At 69.5% G+C, this 16,344-nt stretch carries 13 protein-coding genes and 2 pseudogenes; 10 read left to right on the top strand and 5 right to left on the bottom strand.

Annotation, left to right across the window (positions count from 1 at the left end):
• The 3 genes from E3T48_RS01815 to thiE all read right to left on the bottom strand — a co-directional run.
• Positions 1–1,915: ATP-binding cassette domain-containing protein (locus tag E3T48_RS01815; RefSeq protein ID WP_134522179.1), on the bottom strand; the 1,915-nt coding region annotated here is incomplete at its 3' end.
• Positions 1,915–2,457 (bottom strand): hypothetical protein, encoded by a 543-nt coding sequence (locus tag E3T48_RS01810; RefSeq protein ID WP_134522178.1) that lies wholly within the window; start codon positions 2,455–2,457, stop codon positions 1,915–1,917. The genes E3T48_RS01810 and E3T48_RS01815, both read right to left, overlap by 1 nt.
• 60 nt (positions 2,458–2,517) lie before the next feature.
• Positions 2,518–3,183, bottom strand: a complete 666-nt coding sequence (gene thiE / locus E3T48_RS01805; RefSeq protein WP_134522177.1) for a thiamine phosphate synthase — start codon at positions 3,181–3,183, stop codon at positions 2,518–2,520.
• A 148-nt stretch (positions 3,184–3,331) separates the two neighbouring features.
• On the opposite strand from thiE, the gene thiO reads away from it, so the two are divergent.
• The 8 genes from thiO (at position 3,332) to E3T48_RS01765 (ending at position 13,166) form a co-directional block, all read left to right on the top strand.
• Positions 3,332–4,573, top strand: coding sequence for a glycine oxidase ThiO (gene thiO, locus E3T48_RS01800; protein ID WP_134522176.1), 1,242 nt, complete (start codon positions 3,332–3,334; stop codon positions 4,571–4,573).
• Positions 4,566–4,820 (top strand): sulfur carrier protein ThiS, encoded by a 255-nt coding sequence (gene thiS / locus E3T48_RS01795; protein WP_241986532.1) that lies wholly within the window; start codon positions 4,566–4,568, stop codon positions 4,818–4,820. Before thiO ends, thiS begins: the two co-directional genes overlap by 8 nt.
• A 2-nt stretch (positions 4,821–4,822) precedes the next feature.
• On the top strand, positions 4,823–5,614 hold the full coding sequence (locus tag E3T48_RS01790; RefSeq protein WP_134522175.1) for a thiazole synthase: 792 nt from the start codon (positions 4,823–4,825) through the stop codon (positions 5,612–5,614).
• A complete protein-coding gene (moeB, locus tag E3T48_RS01785) occupies positions 5,590–6,813 on the top strand; it encodes a molybdopterin-synthase adenylyltransferase MoeB (protein WP_134522174.1) in 1,224 nt (407 codons plus the stop codon). The genes E3T48_RS01790 and moeB overlap by 25 nt, the downstream gene beginning before the upstream one ends.
• 143 nt (positions 6,814–6,956) lie before the next feature.
• Positions 6,957–8,459 carry a DUF3375 domain-containing protein gene (locus E3T48_RS01780; protein ID WP_166789597.1) on the top strand — a complete coding sequence of 501 codons (1,503 nt, stop codon included), beginning with the start codon at positions 6,957–6,959 and terminating at the stop codon, positions 8,457–8,459.
• Positions 8,452–9,156, top strand: a complete 705-nt coding sequence (locus tag E3T48_RS01775; protein ID WP_166789596.1) for a DUF4194 domain-containing protein — start codon at positions 8,452–8,454, stop codon at positions 9,154–9,156. The genes E3T48_RS01780 and E3T48_RS01775 overlap by 8 nt, the downstream gene beginning before the upstream one ends.
• Positions 9,153–12,530, top strand: coding sequence for an ATP-binding protein (locus tag E3T48_RS01770; protein ID WP_134522171.1), 3,378 nt, complete (start codon positions 9,153–9,155; stop codon positions 12,528–12,530). The genes E3T48_RS01775 and E3T48_RS01770 overlap by 4 nt, the downstream gene beginning before the upstream one ends.
• A gap of 78 nt (positions 12,531–12,608) precedes the next feature.
• Entirely contained in the window at positions 12,609–13,166 is a 558-nt protein-coding gene (locus E3T48_RS01765) for a hypothetical protein (RefSeq protein WP_134522170.1), read from the top strand.
• Positions 13,167–13,470: 304 nt separating this feature from the next.
• On the opposite strand, the gene E3T48_RS01755 is transcribed toward E3T48_RS01765, so the two are convergent.
• Positions 13,471–13,923, bottom strand: coding sequence for a DoxX family protein (locus E3T48_RS01755; RefSeq protein ID WP_134522168.1), 453 nt, complete (start codon positions 13,921–13,923; stop codon positions 13,471–13,473).
• A gap of 3 nt (positions 13,924–13,926) precedes the next feature.
• Positions 13,927–14,241 carry a hypothetical protein gene (locus E3T48_RS01750; RefSeq protein WP_134522167.1) on the bottom strand — a complete coding sequence of 105 codons (315 nt, stop codon included), beginning with the start codon at positions 14,239–14,241 and terminating at the stop codon, positions 13,927–13,929.
• 418 nt (positions 14,242–14,659) lie between these two features.
• Between E3T48_RS01750 and E3T48_RS01745 the strand changes: the two are divergent.
• Both E3T48_RS01745 and E3T48_RS16600 read left to right on the top strand, forming a co-directional pair.
• Positions 14,660–15,474: pseudogene (locus tag E3T48_RS01745) on the top strand (AAA family ATPase); the annotation flags it as partial.
• 31 nt (positions 15,475–15,505) lie between these two features.
• Positions 15,506–16,344: pseudogene (locus E3T48_RS16600) on the top strand (hypothetical protein); the annotation flags it as partial.

The raw sequence follows: 16,344 nt of genomic DNA, 5'->3' as shown, positions 1-16,344 counted from the left end.
CGGCGCCCACCAGCGCCCGGGCCGCGGGGTCAAGGCCGCGGGTCGGCTCATCGACCAGCAGCACGAAGGGCGCCGCCGCGAGCTGGATCGCGATGACCAGGCAGAGGCGTTCTCCGGCCGACAGGTCGCGCGGGTGCCGGCCCAGGAGGTGCCGTGCGGAGGCGACGTCGAGGCCGAGCAGGCCGGCGAACCGCACCGCGGTGGACGGCGCGGCGCCGGAGGCCGGCCTGCGCCGCAGGGCCCGGTCGGTCCGGAGGCACTCCTCGGCGACGGTCGTCGAAAAGAGCAGGTCGTCGGCGTGCTCCGGCACCAGGGCCACCGCCGCGCGCCGATCCCGGGGGCGGAGCGCGCCCACGTCCCGCCCGGACACGAACACGATCCCGCGCGCCGCGGGGAGGGCCATCGCCCCGAGCAGGCTGGACTTGCCCGCGCCGTTGGGTCCCTCGAGGGCGATGATGTCGCCGGCCGCGATGTCGAGCGACACGTCGTCGACCGCAACGTCGGTCCCGCGGCGAACGCTCAGGTGGCGGATGCTCGCGAGCGGAGCCCCGGACGCGACCGGGCCAGGGGACGTGGTTGCGAGCGCGGAATGACCGGCGGACGGGTCGACCGTGACCGGAACGGACTCGGCGGGGCGGCCGGGCCTGGCGCGGGCGGAGCCGGGGACCTCGCCGGCACCGAGCAGGTGCGCCCGGTTGCCGCGCAGTTCGAGCCAGGCATCCGCCGCGCCCACCCACTCGCGGGTGTTGTGCTCGGCGACGACGACGCAGACCCCGGACTCGTGGGCGAGATGCTCGAGCAGCCGGCAGACCCGGCGGCGGGCCGGGGCGTCCAGGTCGGCCAGCGGCTCGTCGACGAGCAGCAGGATCGGCCGGGAGACCAGGGCGGCGCCGATGGCCACCAGGCTCGCCTCTCCCGCCGAGAGCGCCGGCACGCCCCGGTCGAGCAGGTGCTCGATCCCCAGTCGCCCGGCGATCTCTCTCACCCGCAGGTTCACGATCACCGCGGCCACGCCGCGCACCGCCAAGGCGAAGCCGATCTCGTCACGCACGGTTTCGGCCACGAAGGAGAGCCGAACGTTCTGGCTGACCACCCCGACGAAACCGGCGGTGTCGCGCGGGGGAGTCGCGGCGCGGTCGGCGCCGCCGACCTCGATCCGGCCGGTCTGGTTCCCCTCGAAGAAATGTTGGAACAGGCCGCTCAGGCTGTGCAACAGGCTGGTCTTCCCCGATCCGGTCGCCCCGGCGATCACGGTGAGCGTGCCGGGGGCGAGCTCGAGGTCGAGGTGGGCGAGGTGCCAGTCGCCCTGACCGCCGACGGGCAGGTTCTCCCGCGGGTCGCCGAAGCCGAGCGCGGCATCCGTCATCACGACGGGCCTCTCGCAGACACCGTCGGCCACCCGCGCGGCGGCGAAACCACGCGCCTCCATCGAGGCCGCGAGCGCGAGGGCTCGCTCGATCGTCTGCTCGAAGACGGGAACGAGCAGGGCAGGGATCGACCGCTCGCCGCGCAGCCGCCCGGCCACCCGAACGCGCCCGACCGAGTCGAGCAGGGCCGGGAACGTGGCCCAGGCGATCACCAGTGCCCGGGAGACGGTGCGCAGGGGGCCGCGCCCGGCACCGCGGGCGAAGAGCCGGCTCACGTCGACGAGAGCGTTGAGCACACCGAAGACGAGGATGAGCGCCGCGACCGGGAGGGCGCTCAGTGCGGCATTCGCCAGGCCTCCCGTGGTGACCGGCCCGAGCAGGGCCACGTGCCGGAACGCCCCGGCCAGCGGGATCCGGGGCAGGTCCAGCAGCAACGGACCAGGACCGGATGCCCCGTCGAAGAGAACCCGGTAGCCGACCCGCAGCAGCACGAAGCCCACCGCGAGGAACGTCGCGGCGCGCAGGGGAGCCGGCCGGAAGCGGAACACTAGCTGCCGGGCGTGGGCGTCTCGGTGCCGGTCGTGAAGACGAGGCCGACGGACTGGCCGGGCTTGAGTTTCAGGGAGCCGAGGCCCTCCTGCGCGTATTCCCAGTCCGCGTCGGCGGTCGGCCTGACCCAGAGCGCCCAGTAGGCGGCAGCGGCAGGCATCCCCTGGCACGATTCGGTGAACGGCGTCACACCGTCGACGGTGATGGTCTCATCGGCGGACGGACGGCCGTTGACCCGGCAGACCACCTGGTCGCCGTACTGCACGGTGCCCTCGGTCTTTGCCCCGGCCGCCGCGACGATCGTGCTCGCCGGGACGGTCGCCGCTTCACCGGTCGCCGCGCAGTCGGTAATGGTGGTCTCGTCGAGCGGGCCGAAGTCGATGACAACGCTCACCCCGGCGCACGAGCCGCCATCGGTCTCCGTCACGGAGCCCGTGCCGGAGGGCGCGGAGCTTGCGGCGGTCGTGGTGGCGCCGGTGGCGCATCCGCTCAGGGCCAGCGCCGCCAGGAGAGCGAACGTCGCGAGTGTCGGCATCTTCATCTGCCCAGAATACCCACAGGCTGTGCACACCCGACATTTGTTACGCGTCGTGGCCGTGGCTCAGGAGAAGACGCCCGCCGTCTGGCCCACCGCGGGAAGGCAGGCGCGAAGTCGCGTCGCGGCTTCGGCCGGATCATCCGCCTCGGTAATCGCGCGAACGACCACAACCCGTGTCGCGCCGGCGTCCACGACCTGCTCGATGTTGCCGTGGTCGATCCCGCCGATGGCATACCACGGAAGTGTTGCGCCCGTAGCGCTGACCCGCTCGGCGGCATAGCGAATCAGCTGGGACCCGACGGCGGCACGCCCCGGCTTGGTCGGGGTCGCCCAGATCGGACCGACGCAGAAATAGTCCAGACTCGTAGCGGTCAGGGCGTTGTCGATCTGCTCCGGGCTGTGGCTGGACAGACCGATGACGGTGTCTGTTCCGAGCAGCCGGCGTGCGTGAGCGAGCGGAAGGTCTGTCTGGCCGACGTGGAATACCGGGGCTCCCGCGACGGCGGCGACGTCGGCACGGTCGTTGACTGCCCAGAGCTTTCCGTGGCGTTCTGCGACCTCGCGCAGGACCGTCAGAAGTTCAAGTTCCTCCGCTGCCTCGAGGGTTTTGTCCCTGAGCTGGATGATGTCCACGCCTCCCGCGAAGGCGGCGTCCAGGAATTCGGCTAGATCGCCACGGCCCGACCTGGCATCGGTGCAGAGATAGAGCTGGGCATGTCCGAGGTCCATGTGAACTAGAATAAACGCGATCTGCGGGAGCCTGCACCAATCGGGAGACAGGCTGAGAGGGCAACGGTTATCCAGTTACCGGCCGACCGTGTTGCGCATGCAACGTAACCTGATCCGGCTAGTACCGGCGTAGGGAAGGAACCGTCTTTTGGCTGAGCGCGTCGTGGACGTCGCCGTTGTCGGCGCCGGCATCGTGGGTCTGGGGATCGCCTGGGCCGCGGCTCAATCGGGCCGCAGCGTCGCCGTTATCGACCGAGCGCCGGCCACCGGTGCGACATTCGCCGCGGCAGGCATGCTGGCCGCTGTGAGTGAAATGCACTTCCAGGAAGAGGATCTGCTCGAACTGACGCTGGCCTCGGCAGCCCTGTATCCGGCCTTCGTCGACTCGCTCGGGACGCACGCATCCGGGACCGGTTACCGGATGACCACAACAATCACGGTGGGCGCAGATGCAGCCGATCGGCGTACGCTGACCGATCTGCGCGCGGTCCAGGTGAAACACGGGCTGGCGGTTCAGGAGCTGACGATCCGTGAGGCCCGGGCCCGGGAACCTCTGCTCAGCCCGCAGCTGTCGAGCGCGTTCAGCATCGATCAGGACCATCAGGTCGACCCACGAAGGCTGGCGGCCCGGCTGCAATCAGCCATCGCCGGAACCGCCCTCGGGAACGACCGCGGCTACGATCATTCCGTTCGACAGAACGCCGTCGCGCTGCTGCACGACGACCGGAGGGATGCCGGCACGCGAGTCACCGGGGTCACTCTCGAAGATGGTTCGGCGGTCCTGGCCGGGGAGGTGATCGTGGCCAACGGCCTGGCTGCCTCCCAGCTGGGCGGCCTGCCGGGCTGGCTGCGGCTTCCACAGCGGCCGGTCTACGGCGACATACTCCGCCTCCGTATTCCGGATCACCTGCGACCGTTGCTGACCGCCACCATTCGAGGGCTGGTTCGGGGGCTTCCGGTCTACCTCGTGCCGCGCTCGGACGGGACGCTTGTGCTCGGCGCCACCCAGCGCGAGGACGGTTCCGCAGCGGTATCGGCAGGCGGCATCCACCAGCTTCTGCGGGACGGCCAGGTCCTGGTGCCGGCCGTCGCCGAATTGGAACTCATCGAAGCCACCGCCCGCGCCCGTCCCGGCACGCCAGACAATGCGCCTTTGCTCGGGCGGGTGTCCGAAGGCGGACGAGAGCCCGGCGGCGATATTCCTGGTCTGATCATCGCCACCGGATTCTTCCGACAGGGGGTGTTGCTCACCCCGATAGCGGCCCAGATCTGCCTGCAACTGCTTGACGGGGTGAGCGACTCCCGGTGGAGTCGTTTCCGGCCCGATCGCTTTTCACCACCCAGATCCAATTTTCACCACCCACTTCGAAGGAGTCCCCTCATTGACTGACACACCACCGGCCGGGATCACTCTCAACGGCGCCGTACGGTCGTTCACGCCCGGGGAAACCGTCAGCGACCTGGTGGGGGAGCTGACCGGCCGTCGGATCGCCGCCGACGGGCAGGCGGTTGATAGGGAGCGGTTGGGCGTCGCCGTCGCTCTCAACGTCAGCGTCGTCCCGCGAAGCCACTGGGCGACGACGACGCTCAGGCCGGGCGACAGCATCGAAATCGTCACGGCAGCACAGGGCGGTTAGGAATGACCCCCACTACCTCGCTCAGCGGTGATTCCCTGGTGATCGACGGTGTCCGGCTGTACTCGCGCCTGATCATGGGGACAGGCGGTGCCCCCAGTCTTGACAGCCTGGGCGCGGCTTTGCTGGCCTCCGGCACCGAGCTCAGCACGGTTGCCATGCGCCGCCACAGTCCGGGCGCAGCCGGTTCCCTGTTCGAACTCCTGGTCGAGTCCGGAATCCGCGTCCTGCCGAACACCGCAGGCTGCTTCACCGCCCGAGAGGCCGTGCTGACCGCGGAACTGGCCCGTGAGGCGCTGGAGACCGATTGGGTGAAACTCGAAGTCATCGCCGACGAACAGACTCTCCTTCCCGATGCCGTCGAGCTGGTCGAAGCCACGGAGCAGTTGGTGGCGCGCGGCTTCAAGGTGTTCGCGTATACCAATGACGACCCGGTCCTTGCGCTGCGGCTCGAGCATTTAGGGGCTGTGGCCGTGATGCCGCTCGGCGCCCCGATCGGCACCGGCCTCGGTATCCTCAACCCGCACAATATCGAGCTCATCGTTGCTCGCGCCGGGGTCCCGGTCGTCCTCGACGCCGGAATCGGCACCGCCTCGGATGCCGCGCTGGCCATGGAACTGGGCTGCGACGCCGTTCTTCTGGCCACGGCCGTGACACGCGCGCAGGATCCGGTCACCATGGGCTCGGCCTTCAAACACGCCGTCCTCGCTGGCAGGCTTGCCGCTCAGGCCGGGCGAATCCCCAAACGACAGCATGCCCTGGCCTCCTCGGCATGGGAAGGGCGGCCAGACCTGTGAGCGGACGTGCTCCGGACCCGGTAGCCGCCACGACCGGATTCGCGGCCCTGGTCGCTCCGGCAGTCGAGCTGACCGTGGCCGAGGTGGAACGGTACTCCCGCCACATCCTCATCCCCGAGATCGGCGATGCCGGGCAGCGCAGGCTTAAGAACGCCCGCGTTCTCGTGATCGGGGCCGGCGGTCTGGGCTCGCCGATCCTGCTCTACCTTGCTGCCGCCGGCGTCGGCATTCTGGGCATCGTCGACGACGATATGGTCGACCTCAGCAACCTCCAACGCCAGGTGATCCACGGCGTCGGCGATGTCGGACGGCCGAAGCTGGAATCGGCCCGCGCCGCAGTGGCGGAGTTGAATCCCCTGGTCAGCGTTCGTCTGCATCACACCAGGCTCGATTCGACGAACGCGCTTGCGCTCCTGGCCGGATACGACCTCATTCTGGATGGCTCAGACAACTTCGCCACCCGCTACCTGATCAATGACGCTGCGGCCATTCTCGGCAAGCCATACGTCTGGGGTTCCGTCTACCGCTTCGAGGGACAGGTCAGCGTTTTCTGGCAGAAGTACGGGCCAAGCTACCGGGACCTGTATCCGGAGGCCCCGCCCGCCGGGTCCGCTCCGTCCTGCGGCGAAGGGGGAGTCTTCGGTATGCTCTGCGCCGCCGTCGGCGCGATGATGGTCACCGAGGCGGTGAAGCTCATCACCGGAGTCGGTCGGAGCCTGCTGGGCCGCGTGCTCATTTTCAACGCGTTGACCTCCTCATGGCGGGAGATCACCGTGACCAGGGACCCCGCCACCGGCCCGATCACCGAGCTCGTCGACTATGAGCTGTTCTGCGGCACGGCGTCGCAACAGACGACGGACGACGACCACAGCATCCCGGTCCGGACACTGGCGGCGATGCTCGAGGCCAGGGAACGCGGCGAGCACGATTTCGACCTGATCGATGTCAGGGAGTCTGGCGAACACGACTTCGTCAGCATTCCGGGATCACGGCTGATTCCGCAGGGCCGCATCCTTTCGGGCGAGGCGGGTTCCGAACTTGCCCCGGATCGGCAGATCGTGCTGTACTGCAAGGCCGGAGGGCGTTCGACAGCGGTGCTCGCGGAGCTTCAGCGTCGGGGATTCAGCCGGGTCACGCAGGTTTCCGGCGGAGTGCTGGCGTGGGTGAAGGACGTGGAACCGTCCAAACCCGTGTACTGATCGGCCCACCCTGCTCTCGACCTCCAGCGCCGGTCCCCGCTCTGCCTCGTGCGGCACCCGCGGTGCCGTGCCACCTTGTCGATCTCGGTGCGGAGCACAGCCGGGGCGGCGCGGCAGCGGAGGATGGGATGATTGGTCGCAGGATGAGTGAAATTGCGGGTGAACTGGCGCGGGTGCGCGAAGCGTTCGACAAACCCACCCTTCGCCTGCTGGATCGCAAGTGGGCCCCGTTCGTTCTGGCCGTGTTCAAGTCCTCCTTCAGCCGGGACCGGCGCAGCGTGCAGGCCGACCGGCTGCACGCCCAGGTCGACGCCTACCTGGCAGACCTCCGCACCGTCGGCAGCGAGGTGCCTGGCAGGAACGGCCGCGCGCTCTGCGTGCAGTGGATGAACGACCAGTGGCTCTACCGGGAGACGGGGGAGGGCGACGAGGAGCAGTACTCTCTCACCTCGCACGCCCTCGAGGCGCTGCTCCTGGTCGAGAGCCTGTCCCGTGACCGCGCCCTGATCAGCGAGTCCCGGCTCACCACGATCGTCGACACCGTGCGTCACCGCGCCACCCAGGCCAATCCCGACCGGGCGGAACGCATCCGTCGGCTGGACCAGGAGATCGCCGAGAAACGGAGCGAGCGTGACCGCCTCGCCGCCGGCGGTGAGATCGCCGAGGTGTCGAACGAGGCGATGCGCGAGGGCTACGCCAACCTCGTCGACCTGATCACGGCGTTGCCGAGCGACTTCAAACGCGTCGAGGAATCCGTCGCCGGGATGCACCGGCAGATCGTCAACGACTTCCGCAGCGAGGATCGCCCGATCGGCGAGGTGCTCGACGAGTACCTGTCGAAGACGGATGCGCTGATGTCGTCGACCCCGGAGGGTCGCGCCTTCGAGGGGGCCTTCACCCTCCTGCGCAACGACTCGCTCCTCGCAGACCTGAAGAACGACCTCGAAACCATCCTGTTGCACCCGTTCGCCCTCGAACTCAGCTCCACCGAACGGCGCGGACTGATGGGCACCGTCGGCCTGATCCGCAAGGGCATCGACGACGTGCTGACCCAGCGGAACGGGCTCACCACCACGCTGCGGGAGCACATCGTCAACCACGACGTCGTGAAGGACCGCGAACTGGAACGCCTGCTCCGCGAAATCAACAAGGAACTCGCGACCTGGATGCAGACCGCCGGGCCCCGCAGCACGGTCACCGCCGAACTCATGCCGGGCACGCTCGACGTCGAACACCTCCGGGAGCGCTTCTACGACCCGGTCCTGCACCGCCCGCCGCCCGCCCTCGAAGACGTCTCCGACGACGCGCCGGAGCCGCCGAGCCTCGACGAGATGCGCCAACAGGGCGGGCCGCTGCTCGGCGAGATGCGCGACGCCCTGGTGAGCGCCCTCGGTCGCGGAGGCGCGGCATCCGTCGGCGACGCATTCAACAAGCTCGCCGCGGGCATGCGCCGCCCGGTGGAGATCCTCGGGATGCTGCAGATCGCCACCCAGATCGACGCCGTGCACCGGGCCGACGCCTTCGAGACGTTCGAGACCGTGCGTCCGGACGGCTCCAGCCGCTCCTTCGACGTGCCCCGCATCATCCTGAACGATGACGAAACGGCGGCGCTGTCCGCCCTGAACTATGGACCCGATGATGACTGACGCCTGGACCGATGACCGCGCCGCCGAAGAGGAACCGCGGGAGGAGGGCGACGTGCACAGCCTCTCCCTGTTCGAGGGCGACGCAGGCGGGCTCACCCTCGAACAGCGCAGGACCCTCGTGCTGCTGCTCAAGCACCGGTACATCTCCGCGGCGCTGCAGCCGGCGGAGTGGCGCACCCTCCTGCACTCGGAGGGCCTGCTGAAGTCGCGACTCAACGATGTCTTCCTCGACCTGCACGTCGACCGGCACTACGAGGTGGCGTTCAAGAGGCAGGCCGTCGCCGAGGGCGGCGATCGGTTCCCGACCCTCCTGCACGACGTCTCCTACACCCGGGAGGAGACGATCCTGCTCGTGCTGCTGCGACAGCGATTCCGTAGCGAGCGAGCGGACGGCCACGAGATCGTGATCGTCGACCGCGACAACCTGGTCGACAACGTGGCCCATTTCCGCCCGGAGCACGCCACCGACCGCTCCGGCGACGCCCGCAAGGCCGCCGCCGCGGTGGAGAGCCTGGCCAAGGCGCGGGTGCTCCTGAAGACGAGTGATCCCGACCGGTTCCGCATTTCCGCGGTGATCGAGGTCCTCCTGCCCGTTGAGCGGCTGGGCGAGCTGCTGGAGTGGCTGGTCCTGCAGAACGGTGACGAACCGAGCGTGCCGGACGACGGCACCGAGTCCAGCCTGGAGGCCAGGCCATGAGCGATTCCCCCTTGTTCTACGTGGACGGACTCACCGAGGGCACCACCCAGTGGCGCGCCGAGTCGTTCCAGATGGTCAACTGGGGTGGCTTCCACGGCCACCACGAGGTGACCTTCGCCCGCGAGGCCACCCTCGTCTCCGGCGCCTCCGGCACCGGCAAGAGCAGCCTCCTCGACGCGTACCTGGCGCTGATGATGCCGTCGGACACTCCCTTCAACGGGGCGTCCAACGACGCCGGCTCCGGCCGGGCGCGCAGCGTCGACCAGCGGAACCTGATGACCTACCTCCGCGGCAAGACCGACTCCAACCGTGAGGCCGGCACCGGCCGGCTGCAGGACCAGGTGCTGCGCGGCGCGGACGCGTCCACCTGGGGTGCGGTGGCGATGACCTTCATCGACGACAACCGGCGCCGCTTCACCGCGCTGCGCGCCTACTTCGTGCCCCGCGGGGCGAACAAGTTCGCCGACATCACCATGAAGATGGCCACCACCGACGGTGCGCTCGACCTGCGGGACCTGTCGGAGGTCACCGAGACCCGGTTCGACAAACGGGCCATGAAGGCACGTTTCCCCGAGCTGGCGGTCTTCGACACCTACGCGGCGTTCGCCCAGACCCTGTACACCCGGCTCGGGATCGGCGCGAACGGCGAGGGCGGCAAGGCGCTTCGCCTGCTCGCCCGGATCCAGGCCGGCCAGCAGGTCAAGACCGTCGACGGTCTCTACAAGTCCATGGTGCTGGAGGAACCTGCGACCTTCGCCGCGGCCGACAAGGCCGTCGACCACTTCGAAGACCTCGAACGCTCCTATGGGGCCATGGTCACCGAGGCGCAGAAGGCCCGCGTGCTCGAGCGTCTGCCCGAGCTGCACCAGGCCTACGAGACGTCGACCGAGAAGGCGGACCTCGTCGACAGGTTCGGGGTGCACCGCACCGGTGACACTCCCTTCGTGCTCTGGCAGCTGCAGACCGAACGGGGCCTGCTCGAGGGCGCCGCCGACGCCAACGGGGCCGAGCGGCGCGACAACCAGGTGGCGCTGACAGAGGCGCGGGACGCCGAGACGGACCTCAAGGCCAGGATCGCCGGCCTCCAGCACCAGCAGCGGGAGAACGGCGGCGACGTCCTCGTCAGCCTGCAGGTCGAGCTCGGCCTGCTCCGCGACAAGCGCGACGACGTGGCAGCGGAGCGCGCGAGGTTCGACGAGCGCAGCCGGGCCCTGGCCGTCGAGATCGACAGTCGGCACGACTTCGGCCAGGCGCAGGGTGCCGCCGAGCACTTCCTGGCCCGGTTCGACGCGGCGGAGAAGGACCTCGACGGGGAGCGGCTGGCCCTCCAGCGCCGGTCCTATCCGGTCGAGGAACAGATCCGAACCGTGAAACAGGAGCGGGACTTCCTCACCGGACGCCAGAGCCTGGTTCCGCAGCACCTGCACAATGCGCGGCTGATGATCGCCGAGGCCGCCGGGATCCCGGCCGCCGAGCTGCCCTTCGTGGCCGAACTCATCGACATCGCGCCGGGCGAGGAGGCGTGGCGCCAGGCCGCCGAGGTGACCCTGGCCTCCGTCGTGCGGGTCATGCTCGTCGACGAGACGCGCCTCCGGGCACTCGGCGAAGCCATCGACCCGCTCCGGATCCCGGTGAGAATCCACTTCGAGGGGGTGAGGCTGCGGGCACACCAGGACCTGGCCGGCGACCCGCGCTTCGTCTCCGGAAAACTCGTCTTCACGGACTCGCCTTTCAGCGGCTGGGTGCGGGACCGGGCCCGGGCGTCGAACCTCGACGCACTGTGCGTCGCCACCCCTGCCGACCTGGTCGGCGACGGGCCACGGGTGACGATGAGCGGCCAGAACCGCAACGGCAAGCGCGGTTCCCATGGGTGGAACTCCGACCAGAAGTCCATCATCGGCTTCTCCAGCCGGGTCCGGCTCGACGAGATCGCCTCCGAGCTCGCCCGTCTGACCGGGACCGCGGACGCATTCGCGGCCGAGGCATCCGCTCTGGCCGCCCGCCTGGCCGCCCATCAGGACCTCCGAAGCGCCCACCAGTTCGTGCTCGACACCGCCTGGCCGGCCATCGACGTCGCCGCCGCGGAATCCCGGATCAGGGACAAGGAAGCCCAGTCGGAACGGGTGCTGGCCGACAGTGACCTGCTCCGCGCCCTCGGCGACGAGGAGAAACGCCTCGGGGCCGAGCTCGACGCCGCCCAGAAACGGAAGCACTCCGCCGACGCCCGGGCTCAGCTGCTCCGAGCCGAGCAGACCGGGATCGTGGACCGGCAGGACGCCGTGAGCGACCGGCTGGACCGGATGGCGACTGCGGCATCCGTCACCCTGTCGGAGGAGCATTCCGCGCATCTCGATGCCCAGTTCGCAGCCGTGGGCGACCAGGGCGACCTGGCCGCGTTCGAAGGCGGGGTGAAACGGCTGCGCGAACGACTCACCGAACAGTCGGTCCAGGACCGGGGAAATGCCGTGAACGCCAGGGACTCGCTGCTTCGCATCTTCGAGACCTTCCAGACCCGGTGGCCCGACCCGAACATCGGTGTGTCGCTGGATTCGTACACGAGCTACCGCGACATCCTCGACGCCGTGTACACGCTGGGCCTGCACGAACGACGCCAGGAATGGAAGCGTCGGCTCTCGTCCTGGAGCGGGCAGGACCTCGTGCCGCTCATCGGCGCGTTCAACACCGCCATCGAGGAGATCGAGGACCGGCTGCAGCCGATCAACGAGATTCTCACCACCCTGCCGTTCGGCGCGGGCAGGGACCGCCTGAGGATCACGCTGCGTCGGCTCCACCGCGACGACCAGGCGGCGTTCCGCACGGAACTCAAGATGCTCTCCTCCGGCTCCACCGAGGATTTCAGCGACGAGCAGACCGAGGGCCGGTTCGCCCGGTTGCAGGCCTTCATGAACCGGATCCGGCGACCGGAGGGCGGCACGCGCACCGAGTCGCAGCGGGACCTGCTTCTCGACGTGCGCAAGCACGTGGAGATCACCGCGGTGCGGATCACCCCTGATGGGGTGGAGGTCAGCACCTACTCCTCCCTCGGCGGCAAGAGCGGCGGCGAGTCGCAGGAACTGGTCGCGTTCGTCGTCGGCGCTGCGCTCCGGTTCCAGCTCGGCGACGAGAGCCGCACCCGGCCGCGTTTCGCGCCGGTCTTCCTCGACGAGGGCTTCGTCAAGTCCGACTCGGAGTTCGCCGGTCGGGCCGTCGCCGCCTGGAAGGGGCTGGGTTTCCAGCTCATCGTCGGCTCGCCCCTCGACAAGGTCACCGCCCTCGAGCCGCACATGGAACTCGTGCTGTCGATGACCAAGAACAACAACACCGGGTACTCCTACATCACCGCGCTGTCCTCGCCGGTTCCCGCGGCGGGGTGAGCCGGGACGGCATCGGCGGCCCGGTGGAGAGCCGGTGCCCCTGCCGGTAGGCTCGGTTCCATCGGGTGAGGAAGTGATGTGTCAAAGATTGCCGCGATGGTCGACGAGGGCCTCTTCATCGCGCTGTCCGCCGTGCGGATGGCGGTCAAGAACGAGATCATCATCGGCGCCCTCAGGGAGCACGCCGACTACGATCCGGAAACGTATGCGGACGCCGCCCGGAACGAGCTGGACGTGCTCATCCGCCAGAACGACTCCTACGCGCGGCGGGTGCGCCGCCTCCGGAAGACACTGACCCGGTCCAGGTGGACCACCGATCTCACCGAGGACCAGCACGCCGATATCAGCCAGCTTCGGCTTCGACGCCGGGTGCACGAACGACTCTCGATCGCCCTGCGGGCCGTGGCCGAGGACGACCGGCACGTGGCCCGCATCGTCGAGCGGGCCCGGCGGGCCGCCAGCGACGAGATCCGTGCCGCGGTGTCGGCGAAGCTGGTCCGGCTTGCGATCGACGACCGGGACCCGGACTACGAGGACCGGCGGGCCGCCCGCACCGAGGTGTTCGTGAGCATCGACCTCGCCGTCCTCAGACTCAAGCATGCCGAGAAGACCGGTTCGGAGACCAGCGACTACTGATCGCCGGCGCGGCGCTCCAGCGCGCGAGCACCGCGATCCACCCGGAAGTCGGCTCAGCGGCCGGAGAACAGCCGGGCGAAGAATCCCTTGGTCGATGGCTCGTTCTCGTGCCCACGGCAGCGCTGCGCGCCTGGTACCCCTCGCATCACCTGGTCGACGTGCTGTCCGCACCCGGCCCAGGTTGTCTTTCCGCACTTCTTACATGTCACTGCTCGGCACATCCGATGTTCCCTCTCGTTCAGCTGTCCCATTCACGATACCCCATGGGGTATCCGTGATGCTGGCAAGGGACTGGGAGTCCGGTTCAGCGCCGCCGGGACGACCTGGCCGAACGCAGCGCCTGCCAGGCCCCGGTGGACCACAACGCCCAGAGCACCAGGAGGGGCTGGAAGGCCAGCCGGATGCCCCGGCTCAGGTCGGAATTCAGCCCGAACGAGTCTGTGCCCGTAGCGAACTGGGAGATGTTGCCAGGGAAGACTGCCACGAAGAACGCGGCGACGATCCAGCCTGCGGGCACGCGCCATCGGGGCAGTGCGAGCAAGGCCGCGCCCAGGGCGATCTCGACCAGGCCGGACGCGATGACGACGAAGTCGCCGCCCAGCGGAAGCCACTGCGGCACCTGGGCCAGGAACGCCTCCCGGTTCCAGCCCAGGTGGCTGATCCCGGCCAGGAGCAGGAATGCGCCCAGCACCCAACGCCCGACCGTGCGGGGGAGGGACGTCGGAGTGTGCCTGTTGCCGGTGGCCGGACGGGCCATCGTTCAGGACCGCCCGGCGATGGCGGCGGCGACGTCGGCGTCGGTGCGGGCGTTGAACACGCCCCACATGATGTGGGTCGGACCGCTTCCGTCGCTGCCCGGCGCGGCGGCCCGGCTCGTCCACCGGTTGGCCAGGGCGGCGCCGCCGAGCTCGGTCAGCGACGCAGCGATGACCGTCTTGCGGAGCTTGCCGGCGATGACGCTGCCGTCCGGGGCGAGCCTCCAGCCTCGGTCGCTGGCGAGCACCTGGCCGATCTCCTCCTCGGTGAGCCAGCGCGAAAAGCTCCGTGTGGGCGGATTGATGTCGGAGAGCTTCATCGTGTCACTTCTCTTCCGGTCTTGAGCGGGTGTGCCCAGTCCACCACACTCTCCCCGACGCCGAGATCGCGTCCCGGTGTCATGGCGGATTCGAGGGCAACCCCGGGAATGAAATCAGGATGCCCGGTAGGTCACATGCCTGCATTTCCTGGTCCAGAAGGGTCCGACAGCGGTTCGTTCGACGAATTCATTGCCCGCTACCTGCAGGGCCAGCCCGTCGCCCCGTCGGCGCGTCCCATCGACATCACCCGGCTTCTCAGTCGCCGCACCCACGAGGTGCTCGCCCAGGCCGAGCCGGGTCCGATCCGGGCGCCATTGCGAAAGCCGCCGAGCAGCGCCACCCCGGAGAAATCCGTGCTGCGCGCCGACGCCGACGCCTCGCTCACCCGTCCGCGCTGCGGGCGCTGCGAGGCCCGCACCAGTGCTGATCGGCGAGGCCGGGGTCGGCAAGACCGCGATCGTCGAGGGGCTGGCCCAGGCCATCGACGACGGGACGGTCCCGGAACAGCTCCGGAAGAAGCGCGTGATCGCGCTCGACCTTCCCGCCATGCTCGCCGGCGCCCGGTATCGCGGCGACTTCGAGGAACGCCTGACCAAGACGATGGATGAGATCAGCGCGCGCACCGACGAGCTCATCGTCTTCATCGACGAGCTGCACACCGTGGTCGGCGACGGAGGTGCCGGCGACGGAGGTGCCGGCGAAACGCGGTGACGGGGATCGCGAAAGCCGTGCGGCGCAACCGCACGGCTATGGGCGACGCCCGCCGGCCTGTCGGCAGCTTCCTGTTCCTCGGCCCGACCGGCGTCGGCAAGACCGAACTGGCCAAGGCCCTCGCGGAGTCGCTGTTCGGCGACCAGAACGCCATGCTGCGGTTCGACGTGAGCGAGTTCAGCGAGCGTCACACCGTGAGCATGCTCGTCGGCGCCCCTCCCGGCTACGTCGGCTACGACGAGGCAGGGCAGCTGACCGAGCGCGAGCGGCGGAACCCGTACTCGGTCGTGCTCCTCGACGAGATCGAGAAGGCGCACCCCGACATTTTCAACCTGCTGCTGCAAGTGCTCGACGACGGGCACCTCACCGATGGCCAGGGACGCACGGCGGACTTCCGCAACACGGTCGTGATCATGACCTCGAACCTCGGTTCCGAGTTCCTGGCGAGCCGCAGCGGGGCCCTGGGCTTCGCTACCGTGACGGACGGGGCCGGCAACGGCTTCGGCTCGGCCAACGAGCTGGAGTCCGGGGGAGAGGTGAGCGTCTCCGTCGATGGCGACGGCCTCCGGGTCGACCGGCGGCTGGCGCTCGTTGCGTGAGTGCCGGTGGCCGGCCTGGGCCGAGGAGACCTATCCGAGCTGGGCGGATGTCGAGGCGGCGCGGAGCACCACGGCAACGACCCAGGCCGCGGTCGTGCGGATCACCGCACTGCTGTCCGGGCTGGAGGCCACTGTCGCGAGCCTCGGCGACGCGGCCATCGTCGCCAACGGCGCGGCCGCCACGGCCCAGGCCGACTCGGCGAGGGCCACCGCGCGCGCCGGGGTGCTCTCCGCTCGACTGGCCGTCGCCTCGGAGAAGGCGTCGGCGGCAGACGATCAGCTCGGGCGGATCGGGGCGCAGCTCTACCGGGCCGGATCGGGCGGAATCGTCACCCGGCTGCTCCTCTCCGCCGACGGTGGCGCCGACGACCTGCTCTTCCAACTGGGCGTCACGACGCGCCTCGGCGAGACCACCGCCGGCATCCAGCAACGGGCCCTCACGCAGGCCAATCTGGTGCAGAGCGCCTCGAAGGAGGCGGCCGCGGCGGCCGCCGAGCGTGATCGACTGGCCAGGACAGCACAGAACCGGGCGGCCGCTGCGGCGACCGCCCAGCGCACCGCCGACGAGCAGCTGGCCGTGCAGGCGGCAACGGCCGAGGTGCTGGTCGCCCAGCTCGCCAGCCTGAAGAATTCCACGGCGGAAACCGAGCGTTCCTATCTGGCCGGTGTCGCCGCGGACGAGGCATACACGAAGCAACAGGCGGAGGCGGCGCGGGCCGCGGAAGCAGCCGCGGCGCAGGCCGCGGCCGGCCAGGGCTCCGGCTCCGGCGGGGGCGGAGGCGGAGGCTCGGG

Origin of the sequence: Cryobacterium fucosi (genome assembly GCF_004403515.1) — a bacterium.
Taxonomy (GTDB): domain Bacteria; phylum Actinomycetota; class Actinomycetes; order Actinomycetales; family Microbacteriaceae; genus Cryobacterium; species Cryobacterium fucosi.
The sequence above is the reverse complement of the archived record's forward strand: the minus strand, read 5'-3'. Positions and strand labels throughout refer to the sequence as shown.